A 16,697-nucleotide genomic window follows, 5' to 3' on the forward strand; every position below is an offset into this window, starting at 1 on the left:
ACGTCAATTGACGGGCCTGGGGATGCCAGGGGATGACAGATGATTGAAATCAGATCGTATCGGGAGCGGGACAGGCAGGCGGTGACGGCCATCATTCTGCCTATCCAGCAACAAGAATTCGGCATCGCTATCAATGCCGCCGACCAACCCGATCTGCAGGATATCCGGGGATTTTACCAATCCGGCAACGGCGGGTTTTGGGTGGCCTGCCACCAGGGAGAAGTAGTGGGCACCGTGGGTCTGAAAGATATCGGCGCCGGCCAGGCCGCGCTGCGTAAAATGTTCGTTAAATCCGGCTACCGCGGCGCGCCTTTGTTGGTGGCGGCAGGGCTGCTGGACCAGGCGCGCGCCCATGCCCGCACGCATCGCATTAGCGATATCTATCTTGGCACCACCAACCAGTTTATTTCCGCCCAGCATTTTTACCGCAAACAGGGGTTTAGCGCCGTTACCCGCGATGACCTGCCCGCCGCATTTCCCTTGATGGCGGTCGATTCCCTCTTTTTCCATTTATCGCTATCGCCGCAATAACGCCCGGCGCGCATGGGGCGCCGCCCACGCTGCGGCGCCAAGCGCGAAGATGTTTCCCTGTCTTACCCTTGATGAAGGATTGCTCCGATGCAAAACGGTAGTACAGCGCCCGATGACAATGATTATTGGCGGCGCAATTTAGTCGTCTGTGTGTTTGGTTCCTTTACCACTATCGTCGCGATGACGTTGCTATTGCCGTTTCTGCCTCTTTACGTTGAGCAACTCGGTGTCACCGGCCATGCGGCTATCAGCGAGTGGTCGGGGGTGGCCTATGGCGCGGCCTTTTTCACCGCCGCGCTGACCGCGCCGCTTTGGGGACGATTAGGGGATCGCTACGGCCGCAAGCTAATGCTCATCCGGGCCAGTCTCGGTATGGCGGTGGCGATGACGCTGCTCGGCATGGCGCAAAGCGTATGGCAACTGGTGGCGCTGCGCCTGCTGGCCGGTTTGCTGGGTGGATACGCCTCCGGATCCACTATCCTGGTCGCTACCCAAACCCCCAAAGCCCGCACGGGATGGGCGCTGGGCATGCTCTCCTCCGGCATTATGGCGGGAAATCTGGTCGGACCGCTGATTGGCGGTACGCTGCCGCCGCTCATCGGCATCCGCGCTACCTTTATGTTAGCGGGCGGGGCGATCTTTATCGCCTTTTTGGCCACGGTGGTGCTGCTAAAAGAAGTCCCCGGCAGCGCCTCGCGTCCGGCTGCCGCCGCGACTTCTCCCGCCATTAGCCCCTGGCGCAACCTGCCGGTGATGGCAATGCTGATTACCGGCACATTGCTGATGCTGGCGAATATGTCCATCGAGCCGATTATCACGCTGTATGTCGCGCAGCTGGTAAGCGGCCAGCAGGTGACGTTTGTCGCCGGTCTGGTAATGGCTGCCGCGGCGCTGGGCAGTATTCTATCGGCCTCCAGGCTCGGACGGTTGGCGGACAGGGTAGGCCATTGGCGAGTGATCATAGGTTGTTTGCTGGTGGCGGCGGTGTTGCTTATCCCGCAGGCGTTCGTTACCGCCGGTTGGCAATTGGTGGCGCTGCGCTTTTGCATGGGGCTGGCGTTGGGCGGGCTGCTACCCTGTATCGCCAGCGTCATTCGCCATAGCGTACCGGCGGCGAAGGTCGGCGGCGTGCTGGGCCTGTCGACCTCCGCCCAGTATGTCGGCCAGGTAACCGGGCCGCTGCTGGGCGGGGTGGTCGGCGGCCATTTGGGTATGCGCCCGGTCTTCCTCGGTACCTGCCTGCTGCTGGCTATCGGCGCCGGCTTCAACCAACTGTGTCGCAACGCCGCCGACCGTTCGGCGGGGGACGTTCAGGGTCGGCCGTGACGGGCGGACCAATAATGAAAAATGCGTCATGGTGCCGGGGCGGCACGCCCGCGTGGGGGAAGGAGGCTTGTGGGAAGCGCACCGCAGCCTAGGCTCTCTGGGCCGGGCGCGGGATGTTGCGGTGGATCCCGCACTTGTGTGCTGAGCAATATGCGTGGCGTAATAGGGCGTGCGGTCATGCAGGGCGTACGGCGCTGCGGTAACCTTCGGTCATGGACTGAGCACCGTGGCGGGTGGGGGCAGGCGCCAGGGCGCGCCGTGGCATCAGTCCTTTGAGCGCCGCTGGCGTTTCGCCGGCTGCCGGGTAATCTGGGTGACCTGGCTCTCCACCCAACCATCGCTCAACCGTGTCGTTAGACGATCGCCGGCGCTTAGTTGACGGGTTTGTTTCACCACCGCGCCGTGGCTATCGGTCGTGACGCTGAACCCGCGCGCCAGGGTTTTCAGCGGGCTAACGCCCTCCAGCCGGGAGCAGAGCGCCACAAAGGCATTATTTTGCCGACTTAGGGGGCGGCTTATGCTCTGGCTTAGTTGGTAACGCAGCGCCTGCAATTGCTGCTGGGCACGGTTGATGCGCGCCGTGGGCGCCTGCTGCTGCAAACGTTGCCGCAAATAGTCGTGACGGCGCAGCGCCTGGCGCAGTTGCCCCTGGAGGCCGTCGTCCAGGCGGCGGCGCAGGGCCATCAGCGCGGTTTGCTGGCGGGCGAGTCGTAATTGAGGATGCTGCTGGTGCAGGCGATGCTGAAGACGGCCGTAGTGTTGTTGGCGCTGCGCGAGGAAATAATCCATCGCCATTTCCAGCCGCTGCCGTTGAGACTGCAATTGACGCAACAGTTCCAACTGGTTGCGGCTTACCAGCTCGGCCGCCGCCGACGGCGTTGGCGCGCGCAAATCGGCGACAAAATCGGCGATGGTTACGTCGGTCTCGTGGCCGACCGCGCTGACCACCGGCAAGCGGCTGGCGAAAATCGCCCGCGCCACCCGTTCATCGTTAAAGCTGGCGAGATCCTCCAGCGAACCGCCCCCGCGACCGACGATCAGCACATTGCACTCAGCGCGACGATTGGCGGTTTCGATGGCGCGCACGATCTGCACCGGCGCTTCCTGCCCCTGCACCGCGGTGGGGTAAACCACCACCGGCAGCGACGGATCGCGGCGTTTCAACACCTGCAAAATATCGTGCAGCGCCGCGCCGCTGGCGGAGGTAATCACCCCTACCCGGCGGGCCGGGCTGGGCAGCGGCTGCTTATACTGTTGGCTGAACAGTCCTTCGTCGCTTAATTGCTGTTTAAGCTGCTCGAACTGCTGTTGCAGTAACCCGTCGCCGGCCGGCTGCATACTCTCGGCAATAAGCTGATAGTCGCCGCGCGGCTCATACAGCGTGAGCGTTGCGCGCACCAATACCTGTTGACCGTTGCGCGGCGAAAACGTGGTGCGGCGATTGGTGTTGCGAAACATGGCGCAGCGCACCTGGGCGCGGTCGTCCTTGAGTGTGAAGTACCAATGACCCGACGCAGGTTGGGAAAAATTGGATATTTCTCCCGTCAACCACACCTGACCCATTTCGCCTTCCAACAGCTCGCGTACCGTTTTATTGAGACGGCTAACGGTAAAAATCAGGGAAGTGGGCGGGGTAGACATGTGAGCGGGATCAAACTCCATTGCAAAGTCTTAATCGATTGATATTACTCATTGCGAAACGGTAAGCAAGGATTTTTTGAAAATAGTGCTGGAGGCAACCGATTACGTTCTGTATAATGCCACGGCAATATTTTATCTGTTTCACATCCACCTTGGTGAGATATTGCTATGTTACGTATTGCTAAAGAAGCTCTGACATTCGACGACGTTCTGCTCCTTCCCGCTCACTCCACGGTACTGCCCAACACGGCCGATCTCGGCACCCGATTGACTCAGAAAATACGCCTGAATATACCCATGCTGTCCGCGGCAATGGATACGGTAACCGAATCCAGCCTGGCTATCGCGCTGGCGCAAGAAGGCGGTATCGGCTTCATTCACAAAAACATGTCTATCGAACGCCAGGCCGAGGAAGTAGGTCGCGTAAAACGCCATGAAAGCGGCGTCGTAACCCATCCCCAGTGCGTGACGCCCAGTACTACGCTTTCCGAGGTAAAAGAACTCACCGCGCGCAACGGTTTCGCCGGCTATCCGGTGGTAACGGAAGATAATGAACTGGTCGGGATCATCACCGGTCGCGACGTTCGCTTCGTCACCGATCTTAGCCAGCCGGTTTCCGCCGTGATGACGCCGAAAGAACGCCTGGTGACGGTTAAAGAAGGCGAGGCCCGCGAAGTGGTGCTGGCCAAAATGCACGAAAAGCGCGTCGAAAAAGCGCTGGTGGTGGATGAGCAATTTCATCTGCTCGGCATGATAACGGTAAAAGATTTCCAAAAGGCCGAACGCAAACCCAATGCCTGTAAAGATGAACACGGCCGCTTGCGCGTCGGCGCGGCGGTAGGCGCTGGAGCCGGTAACGAAGAGCGCATCGACGCCCTGGTGAGCGCCGGCGTTGACGTCCTGCTTATCGACTCTTCCCATGGTCATTCCGAAGGCGTGCTGCAGCGTATCCGCGACACGCGCGCCAAATACCCCGACCTGCAAATTATCGGCGGCAACGTTGCTACCGGCGCCGGCGCGCTCGCGCTGGTCGAGGCGGGGGTCAGCGCGGTGAAAGTGGGCATCGGCCCCGGCTCCATTTGCACCACCCGCATCGTCACCGGCGTGGGTGTGCCGCAGATCACGGCTATTTCTGATGCGGTCGAAGCCCTGGAAGGTACCGGGATCCCGGTTATCGCCGACGGCGGCATCCGTTTTTCCGGCGATATCGCCAAAGCCATCGCCGCCGGCGCCGCCTGCGTTATGGTGGGATCGCTGTTGGCGGGTACCGAAGAATCCCCTGGCGAAATCGAACTGTTCCAAGGCCGCTCTTTCAAATCTTACCGCGGCATGGGATCGCTGGGCGCGATGTCCAAGGGGTCATCGGACCGGTATTTCCAGACCGACAACGCCGCCGATAAACTGGTGCCGGAAGGCATCGAAGGCCGCGTGGCGTATAAAGGACGCCTGAAGGAAATCGTTCATCAACAAATGGGCGGCCTGCGTTCCTGTATGGGGCTGACCGGTTGTGCTACTATCGACGACCTTCGTACCAAAGCGGAATTTGTCCGTATCAGCGGTGCCGGCATTCAGGAAAGCCACGTTCATGACGTCGCCATCACCAAAGAATCCCCGAACTACCGCATGGGTTAACGAATTTCCCCGGCGCGGGCCGTGCCAGCTCGGCGGCCCGACGCTATTCTGCTCGGTACTTTCCCGGCCGGGCAGTGACCTTTTTTTGCTATACGCTCTCGGAATACGCCATCAATGACAGAAAATATCCATAAACACCGCATTCTGATTCTGGACTTCGGCTCGCAATATACCCAACTGGTGGCCCGCCGGGTACGTGAGCTTGGCGTCTATTGCGAACTTTGGGCATGGGATGTAACCGAAGCGCAAATACGCGAATTCCATCCCAGCGGTATTATCCTTTCCGGCGGCCCGGAAAGCACCACCGAGCAAGACAGCCCGCGCGCGCCGGACTATGTGTTTCAAGCGGGCGTGCCGGTGCTGGGCGTTTGCTACGGCATGCAAACCATGGCGATGCAGCTCGGCGGTAAAGTGCAGGGCTCTTCCCAGCGCGAATTTGGTTATGCCCAGGTAGAAGTGTTGACCGACAGTTTGCTGGTGCGCGACATCCAGGACGACATCGGCACCGGCGGCGCGCCGCTGCTGGATGTCTGGATGAGCCATGGCGACAAGGTTACCGCCATTCCGGCGGATTTTGTCACCGTCGCCAGCACCGAAACCTGCCCGTTCGCCATTATGGCCAATGAAGAAAAACGGTTTTACGGTGTGCAATTCCACCCCGAAGTCACCCATACCCGCCAGGGACAGCGCATGCTGGAGCGCTTCGTGCTCGATATTTGCCAATGCGACCCGCTGTGGACGCCGGCCAAGATTATCGAAGATGCGGTGACGCGCATTCGCCAGCAGGTCGGCGACGATCGGGTTATCCTCGGCTTATCCGGCGGCGTGGACTCTTCGGTGACCGCGATGCTGCTGCATCGGGCCATCGGCGATCGATTGACCTGCGTGTTCGTCGATAACGGCCTGCTGCGCCTCAATGAAGCCAGTCAAGTGATGGACATGTTCGGCGATCACTACGGCCTGAACATTATCCATGTGCCGGCGGAAAACCGCTTTCTCTCCGCGCTGGCCGGCATCGACGATCCAGAAACTAAACGCAAAACCATCGGCCGGGTATTTGTTGAGGTGTTTGACGAACAGGCGCTGAGCCTCACCGAGGTAAAATGGCTGGCGCAGGGCACCATTTACCCCGATGTTATCGAGTCCGCCGCCTCCGCCACCGGTAAAGCGCACGTCATCAAGTCGCACCATAATGTCGGCGGCCTGCCGAAAGAGATGAAAATGGGCCTGGTGGAACCGTTGAAAGAGCTGTTCAAGGATGAAGTGCGCAAGATAGGCCTGGAACTCGGCCTGCCTTACGATATGCTTTATCGTCATCCGTTCCCCGGACCGGGTTTGGGCGTGCGCGTGCTGGGCGAGGTGAAGAAAGAGTATTGCGATCTGCTGCGCCGCGCCGACGCGATCTTTATCGAAGAGCTGCACAAGGCGGATCTGTACAACAAAGTCAGCCAGGCCTTCACGGTCTTTTTGCCCGTGCGCTCCGTCGGCGTGATGGGCGACGGCCGCAAGTACGACTGGGTGGTGTCGCTGCGCGCGGTGGAAACCATCGACTTTATGACCGCCCATTGGGCGCATCTGCCGTATGAATTCCTGGGGCGCGTTTCCAACCGCATCATCAATGAGATCGACGGCATTTCCCGGGTAGTGTATGACATTTCCGGCAAACCGCCGGCGACGATAGAGTGGGAATGACGAATAGGCCCAATTTATCCTTTTATATCTATTGATCTATATACTCAACCCCTTGTTTTTACAAGGGGTTTTCTTTGATATCACTTTATATCTATCGGCTAGAGCAACGTTTTTCTGACGGTACTTTTGTCGGTATTACCCTTTAGGTAGTATTCTGCGGAGACAAAATACCGTACACCGTTGGCATCCCCTGACGGTATAGAAAGGTTAACGCAGATGCTTACCGACACCAAGTTAAAAAGGTTAAACCTCGCGAAAAGCGCTACAAAGTCATAGTTCGTGATGGCCTCTATTTTGCCGGCACGCCCAGCGGAACCGTGACCTTTCGCTATGACTAGCGTATCAATGGTCGTAGGGAAATAGTGACCCAAGGGTAGTACGGTCCTGACGGTATTACATTAGCTGAAGCAAGGGAAAAATTGCATACCGTCTAAAAGCAGGTCAGCCTAGGCGTGGCGCCGGCTACCGCCAAGCGTGACGGTAAAGGATCGTTAAAGGAGCAATAAGGTTTAGCGATTATACCGTCGCATAGATGAAAAACGTACGTTTGGCAGACAGTACTTGAGCGATGAAGCAGGCAGTCATTGATAGAAACATACTGCCAGTTTTTGGTAACCGCCTCATGCATGAGGTCAACCCCGCATGGCTGCGAGCGAGATGCTATAAGCTTGTTGAAGACGGGGCGCGAAAGCCGCCGCTTTACAGGTCAGGGAAATCGTCGGCAGTGTGTCACATACGCAATCGATCACGGTCTTGATGTCGTCAATCCCGCCGAGTATGTTAAAGCCTCTTCAATAGCCACGTTCGAGGCGCGGGAAAGAGCGTTGAAGCCGCATAAAATTAACTTTTCTTCCTGGCTTGCAAAGAGACAGGGGCATCCGCGACACTAAAGCTCGCGATCCACTTCGTTTTGATAACACTGGTTCGCAAAAGCGAATTGACACAAGCGGAGTGGAGAGAGAGTGATTCCGATAAAGCCGTCTGGACGATTTCCGTTCATCGCATGAAGGCAAGTCGAGAACACAACATTTATCTTTCCAGGCAGGCCATGGACATCATGATCGGGTTGCAGGTTTGCGTCGGCGGCAGTGACTATATCCTGCCGGGTCGATACGATATCAGAAAACACATTTCCAATTCCTCACTTAACCGTGTAATAAGCGAAACAGTAAACTTTATTCAGCAGCGGGGGGAGGAATTCGAACATTTTACAGTGCATGATCTGCGCCGCACGGCCAGCACGCTGTTACATGAGGCGGGATTTAACAGTGATTGGATCGAAAAGCAGCTGGCGCATGAGCAGCGCGGCGTCCGTGCCGTCTACAACAAGGAGGAAAGGGCCGCCCAGCGCCGGGATATGCTCCAGCAATGGGCTAACATGGTAGATAAATAAATAACGTCATGAAAAAAAAAGCCATACTACGCTGCATCACTAACATTGGTCTGCAGGTTCATTTATTTTCTTGCCAACAAAATGGTGGGCGGTAATGCTTCAGGATTTGAATAACGCTTTTATGGGACCTTAGCGAATTGGATAATAGTATTTTCATTTCCTTCCTCCCAAAAGTGCCATTTTTTCAACAGAGATAATTTGGCTATTGGTCCTTTCTTTTTTTTTTGAATCAGAATTAATTGATAAACGAATTTTATCTGAAAAGTTATGGCATAAATAATTTCCGCACTATTTCGCTGTCCTCGACGTAATGATTCTCGTTATCCGTCAGGTTATTAATAAGGAATTTCTTACTTTCTCGCGCCGTCATGCCGCTAAAAATTTTTATCAGTTTTTTGACGATGAGTTGGTATATGCATTTAACGCCGGCCAACCTGGCAGCAGCATAATTGTGGTACCCATCCATAAGCATGGTATACTGCCGTCCACGTAGCACCACGAGGTATACCATGACAATGAATACTCGGAATAAGTGCGCTTTATCGATGACTTTATCGTGGTCTAAATAGTGCTGGCTGCTGATCGATGGCCCCATTAACATACTGAACTCCCATTACTTTTCTGAATGCGAAATTCTGGCTGCTGCCGTAACAAGTGGCTCAGGTATTTCTCAATGCCGATGAACGTAACCCCATTTATTATTGCGGCTTTTCCCTTTGTGCCGTATCCCATCCATGGGGCGGGAACCACCCCGCCTATAGGGGTAACCCGTCGGCATAGGTAACGCATCATTAGGGCAACCGGTTTAACAGCGGGGGGCGTTCCTCGCCCCGCCGGTTCTCCCAGCTCCGGCGCGAGGACTGTGCAGTCCGTCACTGCCTCCTTTACTGCCCCCGATCATATCGGCTATAGACGCATTGACAAGCCGCTCCATGCCTTCGTCGCGCTCGGATTTACTGACTTATGCACAGTAGAAACCGAGCCGCTGATGTGCTGTCATCAACATGCACCCCAGGGAACGCTACCCACGACTGATTCCCGCCCATGGTTACCGGGCCGCTAAATGCATCTGCTTAGAGCGAATGACATTGATAATCCTGAAGCTGAAAATAGGTATAGGAAAAAGCAAAGTTACCGTTGTACCATTCAATAAGAGTCTGAATCAATTTCCCTGAAACTAAATTCCTTTTGTCTACGCGTCCTATAATCCGCATTGTTATGATACTATCAAACCCTTATTGATTTTTTTCTGATATTGCAATCAACTATCACGATAGGGTCGAAGTAAGCCTAATGACATCTCTGACAGGTAACTACGTTGAAGGGATAACAATATATTGAAGTGTATTTATATAATAGTTGTCTTTTGCATTAGATTATGAAGCACATAAAACGATGAGTAACGGATTCTCACTTTTAGGTATAACTTTGCGTTACGCTTAACTTTTTAGTCTTGTAAATAAATGGCCAGGGGCCATTGAGATTACGAAAGGGAAAACACAGAATTAACGTAGGGATAACGTAATGACTATTTCTTTATCTATTGTTATTGCCGTTCATAACCTGGAAGATTATATATCTACATGTTTGGATAGCGCGTTAGCAGCAATGAAACATGAGCATGATTATGAAATAATATTAGTTGATGATTCATCTTGTGATGCTTCTCCCAAAATTATGAAAGAATACTCTACGAAATATTCACAGATCCACTATTTCCGCGTTGAGTTTAAGAACATAGGAAGAGTAAGACAATATGCATTAAATCAATGTCAAGGGAAGTATTTTACTATCCTTGACGGTGATGATACATTTTATGGGGATTTTTTAAAAAATATACTTGTTTTTCTAAGAATGAAAGATTTTGACTTGCTTGTTACCCCAATTGAGGGAAGGAATATAAAAAAATTCAACATTCCGCAAAATATACCAAAGAAAGATTTTATAAAAATGTACTTGAAAGGAAAGAAAATACAGGGGCATTTTGCAGGTAAATTTTATCAGACGGCATTACTAAAACAAATCGGGATAGAGGAGAAAAAATTCTATGAGGATGAATACACTTTGCTTAAAGCCATACCTATGATTAATAATGTTTTCTTTTCCAAAAGTGGATTTTATAGCTATCTAAAAAGAGAAAATAGCTTGACTCACAGTATAAGTGCTAAGCAGATTGTTGAAAGAATGAACTTAGAGAAAATAAAGATCCAGATGCTAAACAGACAAGGATCAATTGCCTATTGTAGCGCAATAAATGAACTTAGAAAATTGCCTCCTGAGTATTTTCATGAAGAATCTATCAAACTTCTCATCGATGTGTGCCAAAAAATATCAATGGTGAGGTTCATTTTATCACCATTTGTTAGATTCAGTGATAAGAAAAAATATTTAAGATTGAAGGTGAGTGGAATAATATAGTTGGAGTGTTTTTATGGGTCAAGGAAATAAAGAGTCAATGAAAAGATATATCGCTATCTTATTTTTCTGTTCTTTTTTTGTTATCTTACCGTTAGCTTTTATCGACGAAAAAATTAGTAGAGTTTCTTTCTATCTCTGTGGTTATTTGGGTTTTCTAGGTATTGCGATTAACTTTAGAGAATGTCTATCTTCACTTTTGGCTTGTAAAATTATACTCCCTGTTTTACTAATGTCGATTTTATACACCATCTGGTCATTATTGTGTGAAATGGTATCTTATAATGCTCAGGGAACGTTATTCACACCAGGTAAGCGCTGGTTTGTGGCTGCGGTAATTAGCTGGTATGCTGTATGGTTATATAATCACGATAGTGCTCAACGCGCACTCATACGCCGATATTGTATATTTTCTCTATTGAGTGCATTTATCATCGCAAGTATTTATGGTATATGGCAATATATCGAGACATCAGATCGCATAGTTTTTGCTATGAATCGAGCCACAGGCGCAGCATATCAATATAGCGCATTATCGTTAGTATTGATGACTGTCACCTTATGTGATAGATTAAGCCTAAAAAAACAATATTTTATTTTTACTTCAGGACTTTTGTCGATATATGTGATCTTCCTTACCGAAACGAGATCTGCAATGGTCATCCATACATTGGCTGTAAGCATGCTGATCTTACATGTTGTATTTAAATATAAAAAATTAAAATCAATCCCCTTGGTATTTATCATTCTGACCTTGGCATCGATCATCTACACTAATTGGGATTTAATTTCATTACGTTATAATAGAACATCGCAAGAATTTTCACTTTACCAACAGGGTAATGACAAAACTTCATTAGGTGCCAGATTTACTATGTGGCGTGTTGGCGTCATGGCATTCATCAATGCACCGTTAGGTGAAACACAAGCCTTTAGAAACGAAAAAATAGTGGATTTTCTGCATTCTGAAAAAAATCAAAATTCCGATGCACTCAGATATTTAAATGTTCACTTACATAATGAAATCATTCAGACTGGCTCTTTGTTTGGAATATTTGGTATTTATATTTTAGGTTTTTTTTATTACACGCTAATATTTAGCAATAGTCTCGGAAAAAACTTTCTCTACAATCCAATCTCACTGTTATCTTTGACTGCTTTGCTTTATGGTTTAACTGATGTTATTTTAACTTCAATAGAATATGTGGTGGTATTCTCTTTACTTCTGATCACCTCCAGGTTAGCATGCAATGAACCTGGCAATGCCATAAAAGATTGAAAATTGTCTTTATAGATGCCATTGTAATTTAAAAACTCCGTAATGTGAAAAATTGCGGAGTTAAAACAGCATTCAATGAATTTTGTAATGATAATAATAATTGGTGACTCGCAAGACTTGACGAGAAAACAACATTTAATCAATCACAATATATACAGAAGTTCATTAAGCGAAAATTTTTTTAGGCCCCGTAGGCGGTGTTGCCACTCAAAAGAAGGGGCGGGCAGGCCCCACACCTGTCTTCCCCTGTCGTGATGGAGATGGTATGGTTTTTGACCACCCACCGGCCGAAATAGAGAAAGGATCTCGTATGCGACGCGTCAATCGTACTTTATCTATTTGTATATGCTCTACTTTTCTCATCATCCCTTTTTTAATCCAGGCACATGAAAGCAATAAGGATGGGGGTATTAACGTCGAAAAACTGCTTGAGACGGAAAAGTCTTGGGATGGCGTTGCATACCAGGCATACCCTAAAGGCACACCGCAACTTTCCGTTCTCAAAATTACCGTAGCGCCCAATACCAGTCTCCCCTGGCATGAACACCCGATTCCCAATGCAGCCTATGTGCTAAAAGGGGCTTTGACCGTTGAAAAAAAAGCGAATGGCGAAAAACGCACGCTTAAGGCCGGAGACGTGGTGTCAGAGATGGTCGACAGCGCGCATCGCGGTTACACCGGCAAAGAAGGCGTCACCCTTGTGGTGTTCTATGCGGGGCAAAAAGGGCTCCCTTTATCGAAACCGGCCGGATAACTGCGCCACAATAGGCGTGTTTTCCCTGCGGGCATGTTCCGTTAGCGCTCTTTCCATTAAGCGCGTAATTGAAACGCTACGGCTTCACCGCATGCGGTAACATTTTAAGCGTCGTGGCGCCGCTGGCTTGCCAGGTTAACCGTTTCACCCGCGCCGGGTCTCGGGCATTAACCGCCGTAGCCGCTGGGCAAAATGTGAAGATTCTCGTTATGACCCGGTATTTCACCGCCGTTGAGGGGTTGACTTGACGCCTATCGGCGCGGGCCCGTAGCGCACAGCGTCCCTCCTTTTGCCCTGGTTATGCCGCAGCAAGGACGACCGTTGTGCTCATCGTTTTGCGGACACCACAACGCGCTGGGGGGTGATTTCGCCGCAGCGGCTAGGAGGCTGCGGCGTAAACAACGGCTTTCTCGCCTCGTTGTAACCCTGATGTTTCGCTCTGCGGCTGTTGGCGTTTTGGCCCCGATTCGCTGGCGAACTTTGGTGCGTTTTAGCTGGCGGGCGCCGACGAAGGGAAATCATCCTTCTGCTCTGCCCATTTAAGCATGGCGTCTAACGCCGGGCATAATGCCTGGCCCCAGGGTGTCAGGCGGTATTCGACCTTGGGGGGAACTTGCGGATAAATTTTGCGTGCCACGATGCCATCCGCTTCCAATTGCCGCAATTGCTGGGCAAGCATCTTCTGTGAAATACCGGGGATCAGTTTTTCCAGGTCGGAATAACGCTGCACTTTCCCGTCAAACAGGTGGAACAGTATGATGAGTTTCCATCTCCCCTCTAAAAGCTTGAGCACGTGTTCCACCCCATTGGCCGCGGTCGCCGGTGTATAGATCTTTCTCATAGGTAGGTTACTTACTTTTAGGTGCGTTCTTGATAATTGGTTAGCTTATGAAGAAAATAATCGCACGGCAATCAATAATTAGAAACGACCATGACGTGTTCATTACCCGAAGCATTTAAGACCTCCTTTACCGTGAACAATGATGCGGAAATTACCCGTTTGACCGCCTGTTCTGCGCCTAATGCTGCCGTTTCGGATGAGCGACAGGCCGATCAAGGCCGCGACGCTATCTCGTCTTGGCGGCCAGCGGCGCAGCAGGCCTACCCCTACCGTGTTGCCCCTCGGAATGTAGGGCGGCCGGGGCGAGGGGACCGGGTGGTCGCGAAGGTTGTACCGCCGATGAAATGGGATTTGCAACTACAAGGTCAGCGCGTCCTGGTGACCTCGGGGACCAAAGGCGTAGGCATGGCGGTGGTTCAACTCATGCAACAACTGGGTGCCAGGGTGCTCACTAGCGCGCGTCATCGGCCGGACGATACGCCGGCGGAATTTTTTGTCGCCGCCGATTTGACCACCTATGAAGGCTGTGATGCCGTAGCCAGGGCCGTCGGTAGCCACCTTGGGGGCGTGGACGTCATTGTGCATGTCTTAGGCGGTTCGTCAGCGCCAGCAGGGGGATTCGCGGCGCTGGGTGAGGAGGCGTGGCAGCGTGAGCTGAACCTCAACCTCCTGCCCGCCGTACGGCTGGATCGCGCGCTGCTGCCTGCGATGTTGGCGCAAAAGAAGGGGGTTATCATTCACGTGACCTCAGTCCAGCGTGCGTTGCCTTTACCCGAATCGACCACGGCCTATGCCGCCGCTAAAGCCGCGCTATCGACCTACAGCAAGAGTTTGTCAAAAGAAGTGACGCCGCAAGGCGTTCGGGTGGTACGTGTGGCGCCGGTGTGGATTGAAACCGAGGCCGCCGTGGCCCTAGCCGAACGGCTTGCGCAGCAGGCGGAGACCGACTACGAAGGGGGAAAACGCATCATCATGAACGCCCTCGGCGGCATTCCGCTCGGGCGGCCCTCGACGCCTGCCGAGGTTGCCCATCTTATTGCGTTCCTGGCATCACCCCTGGCGGCGGCAATTTCCGGTACAGAATACGTGATTGACGGGGGCACAATCCCCACGGCCTAACGGGCGTGAAAAGTATGATGGCCAGGGCGGTGTTAACGGAGGGTCGGCGGTAGGCGCGCGGCCGCACGCCGGGCGTGCCGCGATGTCGCGACCATCGAGGGCAGACGCGCTTGCTCTAGCGCTGCTCGCCGCGCTCCCCCTTAGAAGTTGGCCAGGTGCTGAGCACGTGATCGACCAGTCCCGCCAACGCGTCCTTCGACGCGCCGGCCTTCGCCTGCACCGCCATACCCTGCGAAACGGCCATAACGTAGGATGCCGAATGTGCGGGGTTCACCCACGCCGGCAAATCATCCTCCGCCTGCGCCCGCTCAAAACGTTGGGCCAGTAATGCTTGCGCCAACTCGCGCCGGCGTACCAGTTCGCGACGAATGGCTTCGGCGTCATCCGAACAGGCGAGGGCGCCATTAATGCCCAGGCAACCCGGGTGTGCGGCGTCGAGGGTATGGAGCGCTAGGGCACCGCGCAGCATATGTTCCACCACCTTCAATGAGGTAGGCGCATCCAACGCTTGCGTCATGAAGCACATATATTTTGTTTGATAAAGGTCAAGGGCCTTGCCAAACAGCGATGCCTTATTGCCAAACGCAGCGTAAAGGCCGGGACGGGCGACGCCCGTGGCCTTGGTCAAATCGTCAAACGAGGCGCCTTCATAACTTTTTTGCCAGAAAACGGCCAACGCCGCGTCAAGCGCCTCGCCTTCATCGAACTGTTTATGTCTTCCCACAACCTGCCCATCATTTAATTCAGTAATGGTCATTATAAAACGCTTGACGCCGTTTGTACAATAACCTACCGTTCGATACAGTAACGATCGATATTCTATTTACTGTAAACCAAACTCGGCGAAAGCGATCGCCCCAATTTCCAAAAAACGATCGGGATAGGGGGTGGCTGCCGGTTTTGTAGTGCATTCCATTTCCCTTTCTATCAGGCAGGGTAAAACTTAGGGGTTTGATGATGAATAACACGCTTTCCGGCAAAGTAGCCTTGATTACCGGCGGTTCACGCGGGTTGGGAGCCGCCACCGCGGCCGCGTTGGCGGCTCAGGGCGCAGATGTTGCCATAAGTTATGTCGCATCCGCGGATAAGGCGGCAGCCGTGGTGGCTAAGCTGCAAAAAAGCGGGGTTCGGGCCGCAGCGTTTCAGGCGGACCAGGGGGACCCGGCAGCGCCGATGCGGCTGATCCAGCAGGTTGTGGATCGGTTCGGTCAACTCGACATACTGGTCAACAATGCCGCCGTGGCCTGGCAGGGCCATAAGATAGACGATCCGGCGATCGACAACGCCGCGATGGATAGGCAATGGGCGATCAATACCCATGGCGTTATCGCTACCCTCCGCGCCGCGGTCAAAGTGTTACCCGAAGGGGGGCGGATAATTTCGGTCGGATCTGGCCTGGGTACGCGCGTCGCTTTTGCGGGGACCACGGACTACGCGGCGAGTAAGGCCGCCATCGTTGCTTATAGCCGGGGCGCCGCGCGCGATCTCGGTGCGCGCAAGATTACCGTCAATGTGGTGCAGGCAGGGGTCATGGATACCGATATGGCGGCGAATTCACAAGGCAAACTGCCGCCTGGGTTGCTGGAAACCTTTGCGATACCGCGTTATGCAACCCTTGAAGAGGTGACGGCGACGATTGTGTTCCTGGCGGGGCCGGAAGCGGGCTTCATTACCGGCTCGGTGATTGAGGTGAACGGCGGATTCACCGCCTGATCGGAGGTTAGCCGGAGAACGGTGCCTATTTCGCCGGCGTTTTGGGCGTGAAACGCGCCTCGGTCATTTCCGTCCGTGCCGGTGGATCCATGGCCTCAACGGCTTTTTGCAGTTCGGATAACGCGAATTTCAGGCGCTCGACTTCCTGCTGTAGCGCCTGCACTTCCAGCGCGGCACGGTTGGCTTTGGGGAAGGCGTCCAGTACATCGTCCTGATGGAACATCCGCACCTGACGATTGTTCTGGAACACCAGTTGATATTTCAACCGCCCGCTGTTGATGGCATTGTAAACGGTTTTGCGGCTCACCATGGCGATGTCGATCACCTGGCTTACCCTCAACATGGCTTTATTCACCGCCGT

At 53.0% G+C, this 16,697-nt stretch carries 15 protein-coding genes; 10 read left to right on the plus strand and 5 right to left on the minus strand.

The features are described 5' to 3' along the window. Positions 1 to 39 precede the first annotated feature (39 nt). Positions 40 to 531 carry a GNAT family N-acetyltransferase gene (locus SANT_RS05755; protein WP_025421349.1) on the plus strand — a complete coding sequence of 164 codons (492 nt, stop codon included), beginning with the start codon at positions 40 to 42 and terminating at the stop codon, positions 529 to 531. Positions 532 to 618: 87 nt separating this feature from the next. Then, the gene (locus SANT_RS05760; protein WP_025421350.1) at positions 619 to 1,857 is read left to right on the plus strand and encodes an MFS transporter; all 1,239 of its coding nucleotides are present in this window, start codon (positions 619 to 621) and stop codon (positions 1,855 to 1,857) included. A 264-nt stretch (positions 1,858 to 2,121) separates the two neighbouring features. On the opposite strand, the gene xseA is transcribed toward SANT_RS05760, so the two are convergent. Beyond that, positions 2,122 to 3,498: an exodeoxyribonuclease VII large subunit gene (gene xseA / locus SANT_RS05765; RefSeq protein WP_025421351.1), complete on the minus strand. Its 1,377-nt coding sequence runs from the start codon at positions 3,496 to 3,498 to the stop codon at positions 2,122 to 2,124. Between the two features lie 168 nt (positions 3,499 to 3,666). Here xseA and guaB point away from each other — a divergent pair, with 168 nt between their 5' ends. The 3 genes from guaB (at position 3,667) to SANT_RS24840 (ending at position 8,215) form a co-directional block, all read left to right on the plus strand. Continuing rightward, positions 3,667 to 5,130: an IMP dehydrogenase gene (guaB, locus tag SANT_RS05770; RefSeq protein WP_038668253.1), complete on the plus strand. Its 1,464-nt coding sequence runs from the start codon at positions 3,667 to 3,669 to the stop codon at positions 5,128 to 5,130. Positions 5,131 to 5,244: 114 nt separating this feature from the next. After that, positions 5,245 to 6,822 carry a glutamine-hydrolyzing GMP synthase gene (gene guaA / locus SANT_RS05775; RefSeq protein ID WP_025421352.1) on the plus strand — a complete coding sequence of 526 codons (1,578 nt, stop codon included), beginning with the start codon at positions 5,245 to 5,247 and terminating at the stop codon, positions 6,820 to 6,822. Positions 6,823 to 7,732: 910 nt separating this feature from the next. Further along, on the plus strand, positions 7,733 to 8,215 hold the full coding sequence (locus SANT_RS24840) for a site-specific integrase (protein ID WP_335328937.1): 483 nt from the start codon (positions 7,733 to 7,735) through the stop codon (positions 8,213 to 8,215). A 265-nt stretch (positions 8,216 to 8,480) separates the two neighbouring features. Here the strand turns inward: SANT_RS24840 and SANT_RS05785 are convergent, their stop codons facing one another. Beyond that, entirely contained in the window at positions 8,481 to 8,816 is a 336-nt protein-coding gene (locus SANT_RS05785) for a hypothetical protein (protein WP_025421355.1), read from the minus strand. A gap of 923 nt (positions 8,817 to 9,739) precedes the next feature. Between SANT_RS05785 and SANT_RS05790 the strand changes: the two genes are divergently transcribed. From SANT_RS05790 to SANT_RS05800, 3 genes are all read left to right on the plus strand, one after another. Further along, a complete protein-coding gene (locus tag SANT_RS05790; RefSeq protein ID WP_025421356.1) occupies positions 9,740 to 10,633 on the plus strand; it encodes a glycosyltransferase family 2 protein in 894 nt (297 codons plus the stop codon). 13 nt (positions 10,634 to 10,646) lie between these two features. Further along, entirely contained in the window at positions 10,647 to 11,909 is a 1,263-nt protein-coding gene (locus SANT_RS23255) for an O-antigen ligase family protein (protein ID WP_038668262.1), read from the plus strand. Between the two features lie 265 nt (positions 11,910 to 12,174). Further along, entirely contained in the window at positions 12,175 to 12,663 is a 489-nt protein-coding gene (locus SANT_RS05800) for a cupin domain-containing protein (protein WP_237234655.1), read from the plus strand. A gap of 490 nt (positions 12,664 to 13,153) precedes the next feature. On the opposite strand, the gene SANT_RS05805 is transcribed toward SANT_RS05800, so the two are convergent. Next, positions 13,154 to 13,504 (minus strand): winged helix-turn-helix transcriptional regulator, encoded by a 351-nt coding sequence (locus SANT_RS05805; protein ID WP_025421359.1) that lies wholly within the window; start codon positions 13,502 to 13,504, stop codon positions 13,154 to 13,156. Positions 13,505 to 13,843: 339 nt separating this feature from the next. Here SANT_RS05805 and SANT_RS05810 point away from each other — a divergent pair, with 339 nt between their 5' ends. After that, entirely contained in the window at positions 13,844 to 14,623 is a 780-nt protein-coding gene (locus SANT_RS05810; RefSeq protein WP_025421360.1) for an SDR family oxidoreductase, read from the plus strand. A gap of 115 nt (positions 14,624 to 14,738) precedes the next feature. Here SANT_RS05810 and SANT_RS05815 read toward each other — a convergent pair whose 3' ends face one another. Continuing rightward, positions 14,739 to 15,347 carry a TetR/AcrR family transcriptional regulator gene (locus SANT_RS05815; protein ID WP_025421361.1) on the minus strand — a complete coding sequence of 203 codons (609 nt, stop codon included), beginning with the start codon at positions 15,345 to 15,347 and terminating at the stop codon, positions 14,739 to 14,741. A 230-nt stretch (positions 15,348 to 15,577) separates the two neighbouring features. Here SANT_RS05815 and SANT_RS05820 point away from each other — a divergent pair, with 230 nt between their 5' ends. Continuing rightward, on the plus strand, positions 15,578 to 16,336 hold the full coding sequence (locus tag SANT_RS05820; RefSeq protein ID WP_200867277.1) for an SDR family NAD(P)-dependent oxidoreductase: 759 nt from the start codon (positions 15,578 to 15,580) through the stop codon (positions 16,334 to 16,336). Between the two features lie 25 nt (positions 16,337 to 16,361). Here the strand turns inward: SANT_RS05820 and SANT_RS05825 are convergent, their stop codons facing one another. Then, on the minus strand, positions 16,362 to 16,691 hold the full coding sequence (locus SANT_RS05825) for a helix-turn-helix domain-containing protein (RefSeq protein WP_237234656.1): 330 nt from the start codon (positions 16,689 to 16,691) through the stop codon (positions 16,362 to 16,364). Between the last annotated feature and the right edge of the window lie 6 nt (positions 16,692 to 16,697).

It is taken from the genome of Sodalis praecaptivus, assembly GCF_000517425.1.
Taxonomy (GTDB): Bacteria; Pseudomonadota; Gammaproteobacteria; order Enterobacterales; family Enterobacteriaceae; genus Sodalis_A; species Sodalis_A praecaptivus.